The organism is Rheinheimera sp. UJ63 (assembly GCF_021568285.1).
In the GTDB taxonomy this organism is placed as follows: domain Bacteria; phylum Pseudomonadota; class Gammaproteobacteria; order Enterobacterales; family Alteromonadaceae; genus Alishewanella; species Alishewanella maricola.
In genome coordinates this window covers 1,123,757-1,139,743 of the sequence record NZ_JAKGTQ010000001.1, presented here as the reverse complement: position 1 = coordinate 1,139,743, position 15,987 = coordinate 1,123,757, and the positions used below count along the sequence as shown (strand labels likewise).

Annotated in this window: 16 protein-coding genes; 14 read left to right on the top strand and 2 right to left on the bottom strand. The window is 47.2% G+C overall.

Annotated features, from left to right (window positions below):
• Positions 1 to 10: 10 nt before the first annotated feature.
• The 11 genes from L1N97_RS05265 to L1N97_RS05215 all read left to right on the top strand — a co-directional run bounded on the left by L1N97_RS05265 (position 11) and on the right by L1N97_RS05215 (position 10,985).
• Positions 11 to 760, top strand: a complete 750-nt coding sequence (locus L1N97_RS05265; protein WP_236129046.1) for a phosphoadenylyl-sulfate reductase — start codon at positions 11 to 13, stop codon at positions 758 to 760.
• 81 nt (positions 761 to 841) lie between these two features.
• Positions 842 to 1,594: a substrate-binding periplasmic protein gene (locus tag L1N97_RS05260; protein WP_236129045.1), complete on the top strand. Its 753-nt coding sequence runs from the start codon at positions 842 to 844 to the stop codon at positions 1,592 to 1,594.
• 304 nt (positions 1,595 to 1,898) lie between these two features.
• Positions 1,899 to 2,465: an alkyl hydroperoxide reductase subunit C gene (ahpC, locus tag L1N97_RS05255; RefSeq protein ID WP_236129044.1), complete on the top strand. Its 567-nt coding sequence runs from the start codon at positions 1,899 to 1,901 to the stop codon at positions 2,463 to 2,465.
• A 181-nt stretch (positions 2,466 to 2,646) separates the two neighbouring features.
• Positions 2,647 to 4,191 carry an alkyl hydroperoxide reductase subunit F gene (gene ahpF, locus L1N97_RS05250; protein ID WP_236129043.1) on the top strand — a complete coding sequence of 515 codons (1,545 nt, stop codon included), beginning with the start codon at positions 2,647 to 2,649 and terminating at the stop codon, positions 4,189 to 4,191.
• A 291-nt stretch (positions 4,192 to 4,482) separates the two neighbouring features.
• Positions 4,483 to 5,907 (top strand): siroheme synthase CysG, encoded by a 1,425-nt coding sequence (gene cysG, locus L1N97_RS05245; protein WP_329605540.1) that lies wholly within the window; start codon positions 4,483 to 4,485, stop codon positions 5,905 to 5,907.
• Between the two features lie 50 nt (positions 5,908 to 5,957).
• Positions 5,958 to 6,557, top strand: a complete 600-nt coding sequence (gene cysC / locus L1N97_RS05240; protein WP_236129041.1) for an adenylyl-sulfate kinase — start codon at positions 5,958 to 5,960, stop codon at positions 6,555 to 6,557.
• A gap of 75 nt (positions 6,558 to 6,632) precedes the next feature.
• Complete coding sequence (cysQ, locus tag L1N97_RS05235; protein ID WP_236129040.1) at positions 6,633 to 7,394, top strand: 3'(2'),5'-bisphosphate nucleotidase CysQ; 762 nt, start codon at positions 6,633 to 6,635, stop codon at positions 7,392 to 7,394.
• A gap of 45 nt (positions 7,395 to 7,439) precedes the next feature.
• Positions 7,440 to 8,135, top strand: a complete 696-nt coding sequence (gene rsuA / locus L1N97_RS05230; protein ID WP_236129039.1) for a 16S rRNA pseudouridine(516) synthase RsuA — start codon at positions 7,440 to 7,442, stop codon at positions 8,133 to 8,135.
• A gap of 120 nt (positions 8,136 to 8,255) precedes the next feature.
• Positions 8,256 to 8,735: a DUF3015 family protein gene (locus L1N97_RS05225; RefSeq protein WP_229584602.1), complete on the top strand. Its 480-nt coding sequence runs from the start codon at positions 8,256 to 8,258 to the stop codon at positions 8,733 to 8,735.
• A 56-nt stretch (positions 8,736 to 8,791) separates the two neighbouring features.
• Positions 8,792 to 10,642, top strand: a complete 1,851-nt coding sequence (locus L1N97_RS05220; protein ID WP_236129038.1) for an Lnb N-terminal periplasmic domain-containing protein — start codon at positions 8,792 to 8,794, stop codon at positions 10,640 to 10,642.
• Between the two features lie 100 nt (positions 10,643 to 10,742).
• Entirely contained in the window at positions 10,743 to 10,985 is a 243-nt protein-coding gene (locus L1N97_RS05215) for a GlsB/YeaQ/YmgE family stress response membrane protein (RefSeq protein ID WP_226750527.1), read from the top strand.
• Between the two features lie 28 nt (positions 10,986 to 11,013).
• On the opposite strand, the gene L1N97_RS05210 is transcribed toward L1N97_RS05215, so the two are convergent.
• Together L1N97_RS05210 and L1N97_RS05205 are read right to left on the bottom strand one after the other, a co-directional pair.
• Positions 11,014 to 11,256, bottom strand: coding sequence for a DUF1289 domain-containing protein (locus L1N97_RS05210; protein WP_236129037.1), 243 nt, complete (start codon positions 11,254 to 11,256; stop codon positions 11,014 to 11,016).
• A gap of 60 nt (positions 11,257 to 11,316) precedes the next feature.
• Positions 11,317 to 11,454: a hypothetical protein gene (locus tag L1N97_RS05205; protein ID WP_226750525.1), complete on the bottom strand. Its 138-nt coding sequence runs from the start codon at positions 11,452 to 11,454 to the stop codon at positions 11,317 to 11,319.
• A gap of 436 nt (positions 11,455 to 11,890) precedes the next feature.
• On the opposite strand from L1N97_RS05205, the gene ilvG reads away from it, so the two are divergent.
• The 3 genes from ilvG to ilvD are packed head-to-tail and all read left to right on the top strand — an operon-like array spanning position 11,891 to position 15,666.
• Complete coding sequence (gene ilvG / locus L1N97_RS05200) at positions 11,891 to 13,537, top strand: acetolactate synthase 2 catalytic subunit (protein ID WP_236129036.1); 1,647 nt, start codon at positions 11,891 to 11,893, stop codon at positions 13,535 to 13,537.
• Positions 13,537 to 13,791, top strand: a complete 255-nt coding sequence (gene ilvM, locus L1N97_RS05195) for an acetolactate synthase 2 small subunit (RefSeq protein WP_226750523.1) — start codon at positions 13,537 to 13,539, stop codon at positions 13,789 to 13,791. Before ilvG ends, ilvM begins: the two co-directional genes overlap by 1 nt.
• Before the next feature lie 24 nt (positions 13,792 to 13,815).
• Positions 13,816 to 15,666 (top strand): dihydroxy-acid dehydratase, encoded by a 1,851-nt coding sequence (ilvD, locus tag L1N97_RS05190; protein WP_236129035.1) that lies wholly within the window; start codon positions 13,816 to 13,818, stop codon positions 15,664 to 15,666.
• The last annotated feature ends 321 nt before the right edge of the window (positions 15,667 to 15,987 follow it).

The window sequence follows — 15,987 nt, the reverse complement described above, 5'->3', positions numbered from 1 at the left end:
GGTAACAATAATGAATGCTATCGCCCAAGACTATCACGCCATTTTGCGGCAATCAGCCGCGACTCAGCAAGCGTGGTTGCAACAGATTAACGCGCTGCTCGCTCCCATGAGTGCCGCACAGCGGGTGCAGTGGGCGTTAGCTAATCTACCGCTCAATCCGATGCTTAGTTCCAGTTTTGGGATCCAGGCGGCGGTGATGCTGCATTTAGTCAGCAGCCAGCAGCCTGATATTCCGGTAGTGTTAACCGATACCGGTTATTTATTTCCTGAAACCTACCAGTTTATTGATGAGCTGACAGAGAGGCTACAACTTAACTTAAAAGTGTATCGCGCCACATTAAGCCCCGCTTGGCAAGAAGCCCGCTTCGGTCAGTTATGGCAAACAGCGGAGGGGTTAAAACACTACAATCAGTTAAATAAGGTGGAACCGATGCAGCGTGCGCTGCAACAACTCGAAGTAGGCTGTTGGTTTACCGGCTTACGCCGCAGTCAAAGCAGTACGCGTGCCGATAAAGCCATTGTTGAAATTAGCCGTGGCGTGGTAAAGGTACAACCGATTATCGACTGGTCAAATAAAGACGTGTTTTATTATTTAAAAGCGCACAACTTGCCATATCACCCGTTGTGGGAAAAAGGTTATCTGTCTGTCGGCGATACGCATTCCACCGTTAAGTTTGAACCCGGTATGCGTGAAGAAGACACGCGCTTTAACGGCCTCGGTCGTGAGTGCGGTTTGCATATGGATGGTGATGGTATTTAGGTTTTTTAGCGTTGCACTTTCACTTCGCTGAAATTTCAGCCATAGTAACGATATACTTTTTACCAACATAATCGTATTGCCATGAAATGGTTTGTCATCTTGTGTTTAGGCTTGCTGTTTCAGCAAAGTCAGGCGGAGCCGCTGGTGATGTATACCGAGCATTTCCCACCTTATAGCTATGAACAAGATCAGCATGTTACTGGCTTAAATGCGGAAATTGTGCGGCGCACTTGTGAAGTGGCGTTACTAAAGTGTGACTTTCAATTGATGCCGTGGCTGCGGGCACTGGAAACAGCACAGCGCACGCCGAATAGCGGCTTATTTTCCACCGCTCGTAACGCCTTGCGTGAAAAACAATTTCAGTGGGTTGGGCCTATAGTGCATGCCTCCGCCAATATGTATTGGCTTGCTTCACGCCGGGATGCACCACCGCAGGATCTTGAGGAAGCCAAAAAATATGTTGTTGCGGTTGCCCGTGGCGATGTTTACGAAATATATTTGCAAAACCAAGGTTTTGAAGTTGGCGTCAATTTAATTCAATTTAACAGTAAAGCTGATGCGGTATTGCCATTTTTACATGGCAAAGTCGACTTACTGATCGCTTCTGATTTGATTTTACCGGTCTGGTTAGAGCAACATCAACAAACCCTATCAGCGGTAACTGCGATAATCGATTTATCTACTATTGGTAATAATTATCTCGCCTTACACCCACAAATGCCCATCGCCACGGTTGAGCGTTTGCAAGCAGCGCTTGATCAGCTTAAGGCGAATGGTGAATATGGCGCCCTCGAAAAACAGTTCTTGGTGATACCTTCGCCAAGCTCTCGTTAATTAAGTACCAATATCACTCAGCAGTGCAAACCCTGCCGCTTTGTGACGGTGCGCCAAGTATCGATAAAAATAGGCTATTGAAATTCCGTTCAGCCGCCCTAATTACCTTAGCACTATTGAGGTTGCCATTATTTTTGACCTGATAGCCGCAGTGCAACATATATAACGGATGAAGCAAACCATCTTCATCGATTAAAGTGATTAGGATGATTTGTTTTATTCGTTTTAAAAGTCTGGTCGAGTTAGATAGACTAGTTGGCGTTGAAACAAGAAACTGTTTTTATTAACCCAAAGGAGCAAGACAATGTCTTCATTAATTAACACTAAAATCAAACCTTTCAAAGCGACTGCCTTTCATCAAGGTAAATTCGTACCAGTAACTGACCAAGACTTACTGGGCAAATGGTCTGTTGTTTGCTTCTACCCAGCTGACTTCACATTTGTTTGCCCAACTGAATTAGGCGACTTGGCTGATTTCTACGCTAAGTTCCAAGAAATGGGCGTAGAAGTTTACTCAGTATCTACTGACACGCACTTCACGCACAAAGCATGGCATGACGCGTCAGAAACCATCAAGAAAATTCAATACCCAATGATCGGTGACCCAACAGGTGCTATCACACGCAACTTCGGTGTGATGATCGAAGAAGACGGTTTAGCCTTACGTGGTACTTTCGTGATCAACCCAGAAGGCGTGATCAAAGTATGTGAAATCCACGACTTAGGTATCGGACGTAGCGCTGCTGAATTGTTCCGTAAAGTGCAAGCTGCACAATACGTAGCAGATCATGACGGTGAAGTGTGCCCAGCTAAGTGGACGCCAGGTGAAAAGACCTTAGCGCCTTCTTTAGACCTAGTTGGTAAGATCTAAATTTGATGCAAACTGCAGGCAACTGCAGTGTGACACGCTAGATACAGTACTCCCCGTGAGGCTGTAATCTAGCCTCACACTGCCAAACTCAAGTTTGGTGTCAGGCCAGCGGCTTCGCTGGCCTCGTCCTCCCTTGCCCTGCTGCGCCGCAATCTCCATATTTTTTAAGGATTTATTAGTTATGTTAGATACTAACCTGAAGCAACAATTACAAACTTATCTGCAGAACCTGAAAACTCAGGTAGAGCTGGTGGTATCTTTGGATGATAGCGCCAAGGCAGCTGAGGTAAATGAACTGGCAACGGAAATTGCTGAATTATCAGATTTAGTCAGTGTGTCGCGTGATGACAGCGCAGCTGACCGCAAACCGTCGATGCTGGTTCGCTCTGCTGCGAAAAATACGCAAATCACTTTTGCTGGTGTGCCGCTAGGACATGAGTTTACCTCATTAGTACTGGCCTTATTACACTCGGGCGGCCACCCTATCAAAGTGGAAGCCGATCTGATTGAACAAATCAAAAATATTCCAGGCGAGTTTAAGTTTGAGACTTTTATCTCCTTAAGCTGCCAAACCTGTCCAGAAGTGGTGCAGGCCTTAAATATTATGTCGGCCATTAACCCGAATATCACTAACGTGATGATTGATGGTGCCATGTTCCAAGACGAAGTATCGGCTAAGAATGTCATGGCTGTACCGTCGGTATTTTTAAATGGCGAATTATTTTCACAAGGGGCGATTACCCTAGAGAAAATCTTACAGAAAATCGATGTAAATGCTGAAAAGCGTCAAGCTGAAGCGTTGAAGAATAAACCAGACTTTGACGTGCTCGTGGTCGGTGGTGGCCCAGCCGGTGCCGCAGCGTCTATTTATACTGCCCGTAAGGGTTTAAATACCGGTATTGTCGCAGAGCGTTTTGGTGGTCAGGTGGCGGATACCGTGGGTATCGAAAACTTTATCTCGGTGAAATATACCGAGGGCCCAAAACTGGTGGCCGGTTTAGAAGCACACGTACGTGAGTATGACGTTGATATTATGAATAACCAACGCGCGGTGAAGTTACGCAAAACCGATAAAGTTGAGCTAGAACTGGCGAACGGCGCGGTACTGAAAAGTAAGACGATTATCCTCAGCCCCGGTGCCCGCTGGAGAGAAATGAATGTGCCTGGCGAGCAAGAATATCGTGGTAAAGGCGTAGCGTACTGCCCACACTGCGACGGCCCGCTATTTAAGGGTAAAAAGGTTGCCGTGATTGGTGGTGGTAACTCGGGTATTGAAGCGGCCATCGACTTAGCCGGTATTGTTGAACATGTGACTGTACTGGAATTTGCTGCGGAGCTTCGCGCTGATGCGGTGTTAGTGAAAAAAGCCAACTCAATGGGCAATATCACCATTATCACCGAAGCGCAGACTACCGAAGTGACCGGTGATGGTAACCGAGTCAATGGCTTAAGTTACATCGATCGTCCAAGTGGCGAAGCGAAACATATTGAGTTAGCCGGTATTTTCGTGCAAATCGGTTTAGTGCCGAACACGGAATGGTTACGTGGTGCAGTGGAATTATCACCACGCGGTGAAATTATTATCGATGAGCGCGGTCAAACTTCTATCCCAGGTGTGTTTGCCGCCGGTGATGCCACCACAGCGCCGTTTAAGCAAATCATTATTGCTTTAGGGGCTGGCGCAACAGCTGCTTTAGGCGCCTTTGATTATTTAATTCGCCAGTAGGTTCTGGTTCCACTGAGTTTTGTTATTGCTATTCTCATCCCTGCTTGCGGCAACTTCGGTTGCCGCTTTTTTTTGCGTTCATGTTGTTAAAAACGACAACACCCCCACGCGTTGCACCTTCGCCGTAAGCTGATTTTAGCTCAGCCGTTTTGTATGGCAATTTTAATAAGCCGCTATCGTTTTAATGCCTTTTGGTTATAACAGAGCGCGAATATCTATTTCCGTTCAGTTAGGCTGAGCGCTATGATTCATAATCAAGATGGCCTGTATCCGCTAACTGTAGGAGCCTTTGTGCAGTATCTGCCTTTGTTTGTAAAACTTACCGATAAACCGGTACTGATTGTCGGTGGCGGCTCGGTTGCCTTACGCAAAGCTGGCACGCTGCTTACTGCGGGTGCCAAGCTGACGGTGATTTCTCCCGAGTTTGCCGCAGAATTTATCGAGTGGCAGCAGCAAGGTAAGGCAGAGCTGATTACCGGCTATTTTTCTCCAGAGCTACTGGACGGTAAATTATTAGTCATCGCCGCCACGGATAACGAAAGCGTCAATGCTGCTGTCTTTGCCGCCGCCACCGCCCGCAATATGCTGGCCAACACGGTAGATGATCAGCCTAAATGCAGTTTTATTTTCCCTTCTATTATAGATCGTAGCCCAATCATTATTGCGATCTCCAGTTTTGGTACTGCGCCGGTGTTAGCGCGCCGTTTACGTGAAAAACTCGAAACCTTATTACCTCAGCATTTAGGGCCTCTAGCACAGTTAGTGGGGCGGTTTCGCGATAAAGTTAAAGCTAAATTTCAAGGTTTTGCTGCGCGTCGGCAGTTTTGGGAAAAAGTGTTTGATTCTGATGTGGTGCGCGATCTTGAGCAAAACTTACCCGCGCAAGCGGAGCAGCGTTTAGATGCGATGCTGCAAGCTCAGGTGCCTGCGCGGCAAGGTGAAGTGTGGATTGTCGGCGCCGGCCCAGGCGATCCAGAGTTATTAACTTTAAAAGCGCTACAATTAATGCAACAAGCCGATGTTGTTGTGTATGACTATCTGGTTTCGCCAGAAATTTTAGAACTGGTACGGCGTGACGCCGAACGGCTGTGTGTGGGTAAAAAAGCGGGGGCGCATTCGGTCGCGCAGCAAGAAACCAATGCCTTACTGATCGAACTAGCCTTAGCGGGTAAAAAAGTGTGTCGGTTAAAAGGCGGCGACCCCTTTATTTTTGGTCGTGGCGGCGAAGAAATTGAGGCGTTATTGCCACACCTTATTCCGTTTCAAGTGGTACCGGGCGTGACGGCTGCCGCAGGCTGTGCCGCTTATGCGGGGATCCCATTAACCCATCGTGAGCATGCACAAAGCGTACAGTTTGTTACTGGCCATTGCCGTAAAGATGGTGATCAGCCCGACTGGCATAGCATGAGTCGCTCGCAGCAAACCTTAGTGATTTATATGGGTATTTTAAAAGCGGCAGATATTCAAGCCCAGTTAATCGCGGCAGGGCGCCATGCCAACACCCCCTTAGCCATTGTTGAAAACGGTACTCGGCGCGAGCAGCGTGTGATCACCGGTACTCTGGCTGAACTGGGCAGCTTGGTGCAACAACATCAGGTGGTATCGCCGGCGTTAGTAATTATAGGTGAAGTGGTTGCGTTACAATCGCAGTTACATTGGTTTGGGCAGCGGCCCAGTGCCGCAGTGTTTGCACAGCCGCTAACCCAACTGCAGTAACCGCCAGCGCAGGGTATACTCTGCCTAAGCGTACTAACAGAGAGTGAATAATGGCGAATAATGCGCATATTAAATGGCAAGACTATCAAGTGGATGCCACAACCCGAGCTGAACTTAATGGTCATCAAAGTGCGGTAGTCTGGTTTACGGGGTTCAGTGGTTCAGGTAAATCGACGGTGGCCAATGCCTTAGAGCAAGCGTTGCTGGCGCGAGGTACCCATACTTATTTGCTTGATGGTGATAATGTACGGCATGGTTTGTGTGCTGACTTAGGCTTTAGCGCCGCCGATCGTACCGAGAATTTACGCCGCGTCGGTGCGGTGGCGGGCTTAATGGTCGATGCTGGTTTATTGGTATTAAGTGCTTTTATCTCGCCTTATCGCAGTCAACGTGAATTAGTGAAAAGCTTAGTGCCCGCAGGTAAATTTATTGAAGTGCATATCGCCACGCCTTTGGCTGTTTGTGAGCAGCGCGATGTCAAAGGCTTATATAAAAAAGCCCGTGCCGGAGAAATTAGCCACTTTACGGGCATCTCTGATCCGTATGAGCCGCCTATCGCCGCTGATTTAGTGCTTAATACCGCTGAGCTTACTATTGAGCAAAGTGTTGAGCAATTGCTGGCGCTTTTACAACGCCGGCATATTATTTAACGTGAGTTGGCGTGGCCTCATCGGCTAAATGAGCTTATTCATGGCATGACAGCCTAATTTAATCTGGAATTCACCATGCAACTTTTACAAAACATTATTCAGATCGCCGAACAAGCCGGTGCGGCTATTTTAACGGTATATCAAAAAGACAGCAGTGATTTTAATATCACCGATAAAGCCGATACTTCACCTCTAACCGCTGCCGATTTGGCAGCGCATCAGTTGATTGTCCAAGCGTTAACCGCACTCACCCCTGATATTCCCATTTTGTCTGAAGAAGCCGCCGATATTAGCTGGGAGATTCGCCAGCAGTGGCCGCGTTATTGGCTGGTCGACCCCTTGGATGGCACTAAAGAGTTCATCAAACGTAATGGAGAATTTACCGTAAACATTGCGCTGATTGAACAGGGTGAGCCGGTGCTTGGCGTGATCCATGCGCCTGTGCTGGAAAGAACGTACTCTGCGGCAAAAGGCATCGGCAGTTTTGTAAAAAACGCCAGTGGTAGCCTGCCTATTCAGGTGAGTAAACCGGGTGAAGTTATTCGTGTGGTCGGCAGTCGCAGTCATCCGAGCCCCGATTTAGCCGGTTATCTCGCACAGTTTCCGCAGCATGAAATGGTCGCGGTGGGCAGCTCACTCAAGTTCTGCTTAGTGGCTGAGGGCAGTGCCGATGTCTATCCTCGTTTTGGCCCAACCATGCAATGGGATACCGGCGCAGGCCATATTATTGCACTAGAGGCCGGGGCAAAAGTGAGTTTTAGCGGCATTGATGCGCAGGTTTATCATCGTGAAAACCTTCTGAATCCGCACTTTATGGTGTCAGCACTTAACGACTAACCGCAAAAATTTGGTTACACTAAGCGCAGCTAATAAAGGTGACTTATGCGTTTAGATAAATTTATATGTGATTGTACTGGTTTGACGCGCTCGCAAGCCGGTAAAAATATTCGTCAAGGCCTTGTGACGGTCAATGGCGAAGTGGTGAAACAAGCCGCGCGCCAAGTGTTAGCGGCTGACAGCGTAACCTTGGATGATCAACCGCTGCAACTGATTGGTTTGCGTTACTTCCTGCTACATAAGCCGGCGGGTTACATTTGTGCTAATGACGATCCAGAACATCCGACCGTGTTTACCTTACTCGACGAGCCACTTGTTGAGCGCCTGCACAGTGTGGGGCGGCTGGATCTGGATACTACCGGGCTCTTACTGTTAACCGATGACGGGCAGTGGTCACATCGATTAACGGCGCCAAAGCATCATGTACCGAAAACATACCGTGTCTGGACTGCCGATCCAATCCCTACAGAGGCCATCGCGCAATTTGCCGCAGGTATCATGCTGCGCAACGAAAAAGACGCCACTAAACCCGCAGAGCTGGTGATTGTTGCTGAATGCGAAGCCCTGCTGACCATTCATGAGGGGCGTTATCATCAAGTAAAACGCATGTTCGCTGCGCTTGGCAATAAAGTTGAGCAGTTACATCGCGAGCAAATTGGTGGTTTAGCTTTACCGGATGATTTGGCAGAGGGAGAGTATCGTTTGTTAACGGAGATGGAACTGCAGTTATTGTTGTCCTAACTATTATTAACTAACAACGAAAAAACGCACAGGCTTGTAAATTGTTGTTGACTAAATGTGTTCGCTTCATTTAATTTCTTCACGCGGGAATATCGCAATACAACAAAATGGAGATGGATCATGAAATTAGCACTTTTAGCAGCCTCAGTTTTAACCTTATCACTGGTGACTGCCCCTACAGTAAATGCGCAAGCAAAAGTAAACCCATGGAAGCAATGCGGTATTGGCGCGATGATTTTTGATGATAATGGTACTGCTGCTGCCTTATCAAATATTATTTGGGACTTAGGTACCACGGCTGTGTCATCTAACATTAGCTCGCAAGGCTCATGTGAAGGTATTAAAGTTGCTGCCGCGGAGTTTATCAACAGCACCATCACTAACATTGAAGAAGAAACTGTTATTGGTGAAGGCGAACATTTAACGGCAATGTTAAATCTGATGGGCTGTGAAGCAAGTGTTCATCAGGCGGTTATTGAAGATGTTCGTGCAGATTTAGATCTGAGTCATGCCACTTCAGCTGCTAAAGCAGAAGCATACTACCTACAATTAGATAACGCGGTGAATAGTAAATTCGCAGCACAGTGCCAAGTTATCTAACGGTGAGATCTTGATTAAACCCGCTGTAATGCGGGTTTTTTATTTTTGAGTCCCTGATGAAGTTGATTATTGCCATGCTGGGCAGTTTGCTGGCTTTTTCCACATGGTCAGCCAGCGCTCCGCGCTTTATAGAACAGGCAGCAGCAAAGAATTTAGCTGCTGATCGCTATTGGTTAGCGCTTTTGCATAAACGTGATGCAGAAACAGATAGCGAGATTATCGATCCCCACTTTTTTTTATCCAACACGCAAGACGCCAGTGCAGAGCTCAATGCCACCTTAAAGGCTCTACTCGCACCCGTTACTGATGATGTGAACGAACATGCTCAGTGCCGCTTTATTGCGCGTTCGCACTGGCTGCAGCAACAATTGCCGGAATTAAAGCAAGCGTTGCCTGAATTAACATGCACATTATTTGAGACATGGAGTGATCAACAGCAAGTTGATCACGTGAGCATGATTTTTGCCAGTGGTTACCTAGGAAACCCCGCCTCATTTTATGGCCATATTTTACTGAAGTTTGGCAGTGCGAGTGAGCGACGCGCCTTGTTACAGCAACAGAATATTAATTTTGGTGCAGCCGTCCCCGCAGCTGAAAACCCGCTTGTGTATATCTTGAATGGCTTATTTGGCGGTTATAATGCGGTGTTTTCTTATGGTGATTTTTACCGAAATACCCAAGCTTATGGTGAAACAGAGTTACGGGATCTTTGGGAATATCAGTTAGCCTTAAACCCATCTGAAGTTTCGCAGTTGCTGTATCACGCTTGGGAGCTGATTGGGCGCGACTATGTCTATTATTTTCTAAAAGAAAATTGTGCCTTTCGGATGGCAGAACTACTGGAATTGGTTATACAGCAGCCTTTGATCAACAAAACGCAGCCTTATGCCATGCCTATCAGTGTGTTTCATCGGGTGGCAGAGTTAGAGCATCATGGGCAACCGCTAGTGGCAAAGGTGATACAACATCCGTCACGGCAAAAGCGTCTGGTTAAACGTTTTGAACAGGTAGCTGAGCCAGTGCAAGCTGCGGTGGCTGAATTAATTGAGAACGAATATCAGATTGAGAATAGCCTTTACGCGCAACTTAATGCGGCTGAGCAGACCCAGACGTTAGAGATTTTATTTGATTATATCGAGTTTCGGAAAGTGGCAGCCGATGACCCGCAGCCTTTAACTACCTATAAAAACCGCTTATTGCAGGTACGTTTAAAGCTGCCTGCCGGTAAAGCATCACCCGTAGTGTTAGCCGAGTCGCCACCTCATCTGGCAACCTTGCCGTCATTGTTGCAAATATCAGCCATCCATAAAGAGCAATCAAATGGGCTCGAGTTGCGTTTTCGCGCAACCTACTACGATTTGCTGACGGCTAATCGAGATAATGCAAATTATTCAGCATTGTCGATGGTGGATGTTCATGTTCGACAAGAGGCCGATCGCTTGCAACTTTATCGCTTTGATTTGCTCAATATCGAGAATATGAATTTATCGCAAACGGGTTTGCCGCAAGATGGCGGTTTCGCTTGGAAGCTCAATGCGGGTTATGCGCCACAAGATTTGGCCTGTCAACGCTGTCAAACACTACAGTTAATTGGCGGCTTGGGTAAGGCGATGCAATTACAGCAAGGGGTTGTGTATGCGATGCAAGATGGCCGACTGCATGAAAATCGTCACGATGTTGGGCTGTTATCAACGGACACACGTTTAGGAACCGTTTTTAACTTAGATGCTCGCTGGCGCATTCAAGCAGAGTTTGGCTATCGAGCTTATTTGACTGGTGAAGCCAGCAATTTTTATTGGTATAAATTGCAACAGCGGTTTGGTCAAAGTCAGCATTGGGATATAAGGCTGATATTGGAAAAGCAGCGAGCAACAGAGTTTAAGCTAGCTTTCAGTTACTATTGGTAAGTTTTAGCGCTTTTTGCGTCGATTGTGCGTGGCTTATTTGAGCTTAGGCTAAACAGCAGCTAACCTTAGTGATTCGACAATGTTATAAATAAGGAATGTTATGAACTTTATCGCTTTTTTAATTTTAGGCGCCTTAGCGGGTTGGATAGCGGGCAATATTATGAAAGGCCGCGGCTTTGGTTTGTTAGGTAATATTGTGGTGGGGATTGTCGGTTCTATGCTGGGCGGTTTTTTGTTTAGTGCGCTGGGCTTAAAAGCCTTTGGTTTCGTGGGTTCGTTAATCACGGCAACGGTAGGGGCGGTAGTGTTATTGTATTTAATCAGTTTAGTCAAACGTAGCTAGGGCTTTTCAGCCCTAATGATATTTACCCTTAAAATAAATCTAACGAGCCGGCGGGTGTAACCTCTGGCTCGGCACTTAGCGCTTTCGCTTTTAGCCGGGCACGCCGCTGCGCTAACAGCCGTAAAATTTGCGATCGTTCACTGGCCGGTTTTTGTGGCCAATTAAAACGTTCGTCTCGCGAGCGCAAACACCCTAAGCAATAACCTCTATTATTACTTTGGCAAACCCCAATACAGGGGTTGGGTATGTCAAACAGCTCAAGTTGATCCATACGTTTGTTTGCCTGTTAGCTTTGAACTAAGTCGCTAGCGCGTGATGAAGCTAGATAGCGTTAGTCTTTTTTGTGTTGCGTTGCGTTTAGCTCTAATTGCTTCATGGTTTTTAAGTGCTGCAAATAAACAATAAACATACAAAAACCTACACCAAAAATCACACAAACACTTAAGAAAAACCAGAGATTGGCATTCATTATTAACTCCAAGTCAGTAAAGCCGCACCGTTTAAAACATCAGCGAAACGATGAGTGGTATTACCTCTACTGTAATAGCTGACTGGCCAAGGTACAAATTTTAATTTATTTGTACAAAAAGTGCCTTTTTTAGAGAAATCGGTTGACTCCAGACAGATAGACGTCTATTAATAGACACATTGTGATTAGGTGAACTGATCCTCAACAATTAACCGATTAGAGTTAGTGAGTAAATAATATGCGTTTAGCTTCTATTCTAAACATTCTTGTCCTCGTAAGCGTGGTGATTATTAATCTCCGCGGGGGCGGTGTTTTCGGAAGATAAGATGCAAATCGATTTCCAGCAAAACCCCCGCTCTGCAAAGACCGGGGGTTTTGTCGTTTCAGGGCTGGGTGAAATTTCACCGGCCACATCAGTAAAAGGTTGAGGTTACACATGAATGGCGCAGAGTTGGTATTAAAGGTGTTACAGCAGCAAGGGGTTGATACCATTTTTGGTTACCCTGGCGGCGCTATTATGCCCATTTATGATGCGATCTATCACAGCACGGTAAAGCATTATCTGTGTCGGCATGAGCAAGGCGGCGCTTTTTCGGCGATTGGCTATGCGCGTTCCTCTGGCAAAGTCGGAGTGTGTTTAGCCACCTCTGGCCCGGGTGCCACCAACCTGATCACGTCGTTGGCCGATGCGTTATTAGATTCTGTACCCTTGGTAGCGATCACCGGTCAGGTATCACAAGCGGTGATGGGCTCGGATGCCTTTCAAGAAATTGATGTGTTAGGTTTAAGCTTAAGTGTCACCAAGCACAGCTTTATGGTGCGTAATGTCAACGAACTGGCTTCGATCTTACAACAAGCCTTTACCTTAGCTCGCAGTGGTCGGCCAGGCCCTGTGCTAGTCGATATCCCAAAAGATGTGCAATTAGCACCGGTTGCTGAACCAGAGTGGATTACCCCGCCGAGCCAACGAGTAAGTACCTCTTTAGCGAATACCGCAGCCGCCCGTCAATTGATCAGTGCCGCAAGTAAGCCGATGGCTTATATCGGCGGGGGTGTACATATGGCTGATGCTTTAACGCATTTACAGGCCTTTTTAGCAGAAAGCGTGATGCCATCCGTGACCACGCTAAAAGGCATGGGCTCGGTGGCGCGCGACAATGTGCATTATTTAGGCATGCTGGGTATGCACGGTACGCAAGCGGCCAATTTAGCAGTGCAACAATGTGATTTATTAGTGTGTTTAGGCGCACGTTTTGATGACCGGGTAACCGGCAATTTACAAAAATTTGCGCCCGATGCCAAAGTGATCCATTTAGATATCGATCCGGCAGAAATTAACAAAGTACGTTTTGCCGATTGCGCCTTGCTGGGTGATATGAAGCAAATCTTACCGGCAATCACTACGCCGACACAGTGCGATGCTTGGTTGGCACACTGCCAGCAGTTAAAACAACAGCATGGCTGGCGTTATGATCATCCCGGCGAAAAAATCTATGCTCCCTTGCTGTTAAAACAGTTAAGCGAGCGCATGCCCGATAACAGCGTGGTGTGTTGTGATGTTGGCCAGCACCAAATGTGGGTGGCGCAACATATGCGCTTTAACAGCCCGCGCAATCATCTTTCCAGCGGTGGTTTAGGGACTATGGGTTTTGGTTTGCCGGCCGCCATTGGTGCCAAGTTAGCACGACCACAAGATACGGTTTTAGCGGTCAGTGGTGACGGCTCTTTTATGATGAATGTGCAAGAGCTGGGCACCATTAAGCGTTTTCGTTTACCGGTGAAAATTGTCTTAATCGATAATCAGCGCTTGGGCATGGTTAAGCAATGGCAGCAATTGTTTTTTAATGAGCGTTATAGCGAAACTGACTTATCCGATAACCCTGACTTTGTGGCTTTAGCCGCTGCATTTGCTATCCCTGGCCATACTATCACCCGCAAAGACGAAGTCGCCGGTGCGCTAGAGGCGATGTTCACCTGGCCAGGCCCTTATTTACTGCACGTACGCATTGATGAAACAGAGAATGTCTGGCCATTAGTTCCGCCAGGTGCCGCTAACCAAGATATGATGACGGAGACTAACTAATGCAACATACCCTAACTATCACCACCAGCAATGAGGCAACGGTTGTTGAGCGCTTATTGCAGGTGACCCGTTATCGTGGTTACAAATTGGCAGGTTTAGAATTAAAACCGCTGACCGATCGCGCAGGTATGCGCATTACCTTACAAGTGCAAAGTGATAAACCTATCGCTTTACTCACCAGTCAATTAGTTAAACTTTATGATGTGCAGCAGTTGGAATTAGCGTCTGCTGCTGTCGCCGCGCTTCGCGCCTAACGTTTATTTTTAGGAAAGAGAACAATGCCAAAGTTAAGATCTGCAACCGTTACCGAGGGACGTAATATGGCTGGCGCCAGAGCGTTATGGCGCGCTACAGGGGTGAAAGACACCGATTTTGGTAAGCCCATCGTTGCGGTAGTGAACTCTTTTGTCGAATTTGTACCAGGCCATGTGCATTTACGCGATTTAGGTAAATTGGTTGCCAGCAGTATTGAAGAAGCGGGTGGTATTGCCAAAGAATTCAATACTATAGCAGTGGATGACGGTATCGCCATGGGCCATGGTGGCATGTTGTACAGCTTGCCATCGCGTGAGCTAATAGCCGATTCTGTTGAATACATGATTAACGCGCACTGTGCCGATGCTATGGTGTGCATTTCAAACTGTGACAAAATTACGCCCGGCATGTTGATGGCGGCGATGCGCTTAAATATCCCGGTGATCTTTGTGTCTGGCGGCCCGATGGAAGCGGGTAAAACCAAGTTATCTGATCAAATTATCAAATTGGATTTAGTGGATGCGATGGTCTCTGCCGCCGATCCCAATGTCAGCGACAGTGACAGCGCTGAAATTGAACGCAGTGCCTGCCCAACTTGTGGTAGTTGCTCTGGGATGTTTACGGCTAACTCAATGAACTGTTTGGTCGAGGCATTAGGTTTAGGTCAGCCGGGTAATGGTTCGTTATTGGCTACCCATGCTGATCGTAAAGCGCTTTTTGTGCAAGCCGGTTTCCGTATTATGGAATTGTGCAATCGCTGGTATAAACAAGATGATGCCAGTGCGCTACCGCGTAATATCGCCAATAAAGCGGCTTTTGAAAATGCCATGATGCTTGATATCGCGATGGGCGGTTCTACCAATACTGTTTTGCATTTATTAGCTGCGGCCATTGAAGCCGAAGTGGATTTTGGCATGGACGACATTGATCGTTTGTCTCGCATCGTGCCGCACTTATGTAAAGTCGCCCCTTCAACTCAAAAATACCATATGGAAGATGTGCATCGTGCCGGTGGGGTTATTGCTATTTTGGCAGAGTTAAATCGTGCTGGTTTACTTAATCCGAATGTACCGCATGTGGCGGGTAAAGATTTAGCCGATGTATTAGCGCAGTGGGATATTGCGTCTACCGCGCACGCGGAAGCGAAACAAATGTATTTAGCCGGCCCTGCCGGTATTCGTACGACGAAAGCCTTTTCGCAAAGTTGCCGTTACCCCAGTTTAGATGATGATCGGGTTGATGGCTGTATTCGCAGTAAAGAACATGCTTACTCGCAAGACGGCGGCTTAGCGGTATTGTTTGGTAACTTAGCGCCTAATGGTTGTATCGTTAAAACCGCCGGCGTAGAGAAAGAAAACTTAGTGTTTACTGGCCGTGCTCGGATCTTTGAAAGCCAAGATGATGCTGTTGCCGCTATTCTGGGTGGCAAAGTGGTGGCCGGTGATGCGGTGATTATTCGTTACGAGGGGCCCAAAGGTGGCCCGGGTATGCAAGAAATGTTGTACCCGACCAGTTATTTAAAATCGATGGGCTTAGGTAAAGCCTGTGCTTTGATTACGGATGGCCGTTTCTCTGGCGGTACCTCGGGTTTATCTATTGGTCATGTTTCGCCAGAAGCGGCCAGTGGTGGGGTGATTGCCCTGGTGGTAGAGGGTGATCGGGTTGAGATTGATATTCCGAATCGCAAAATTGGTATTGCAGTGAGTGATGAGGAGCTAGCAACACGGCGTGCGGCTATGCAGGCAAAGGGTAAGCTGGCGTGGAAGCCGGAAAATCGGCAGCGTGTGGTAAGCAGTGCCTTAAAAGCCTATGCGCTATTAGCAAGCAGTGCCGATAAGGGCGCTGTGCGCGATGTTTCTAAGCTGGAAGACTAACTAAGAAAGGCTATTGTAATTAAGTGGTGTAATAAGGTGCAGTTTCGCTAGTTAATCACACGCAAGGACGCCGTGAATACGTCCTTGTAGGCTCCTCTCCAGCATCCATGCTGGAGACGCCTTGCTTAGTGATTAACTAGCTACCTAGTTGGTTTTGCAGTTTCGCAAGTTAACTTCATGCAGGGACGCCATGAATACGTCCTTGTAGGCTCATCTCAAGCATCTATGCTGGAGACGGCTTGCTTAGTGTTTAAGCTAGCTACATGGCTGGATTTGTAGTTTTGCTAGTTAATCACACGCAAGGACGCCGTGAATACGTCC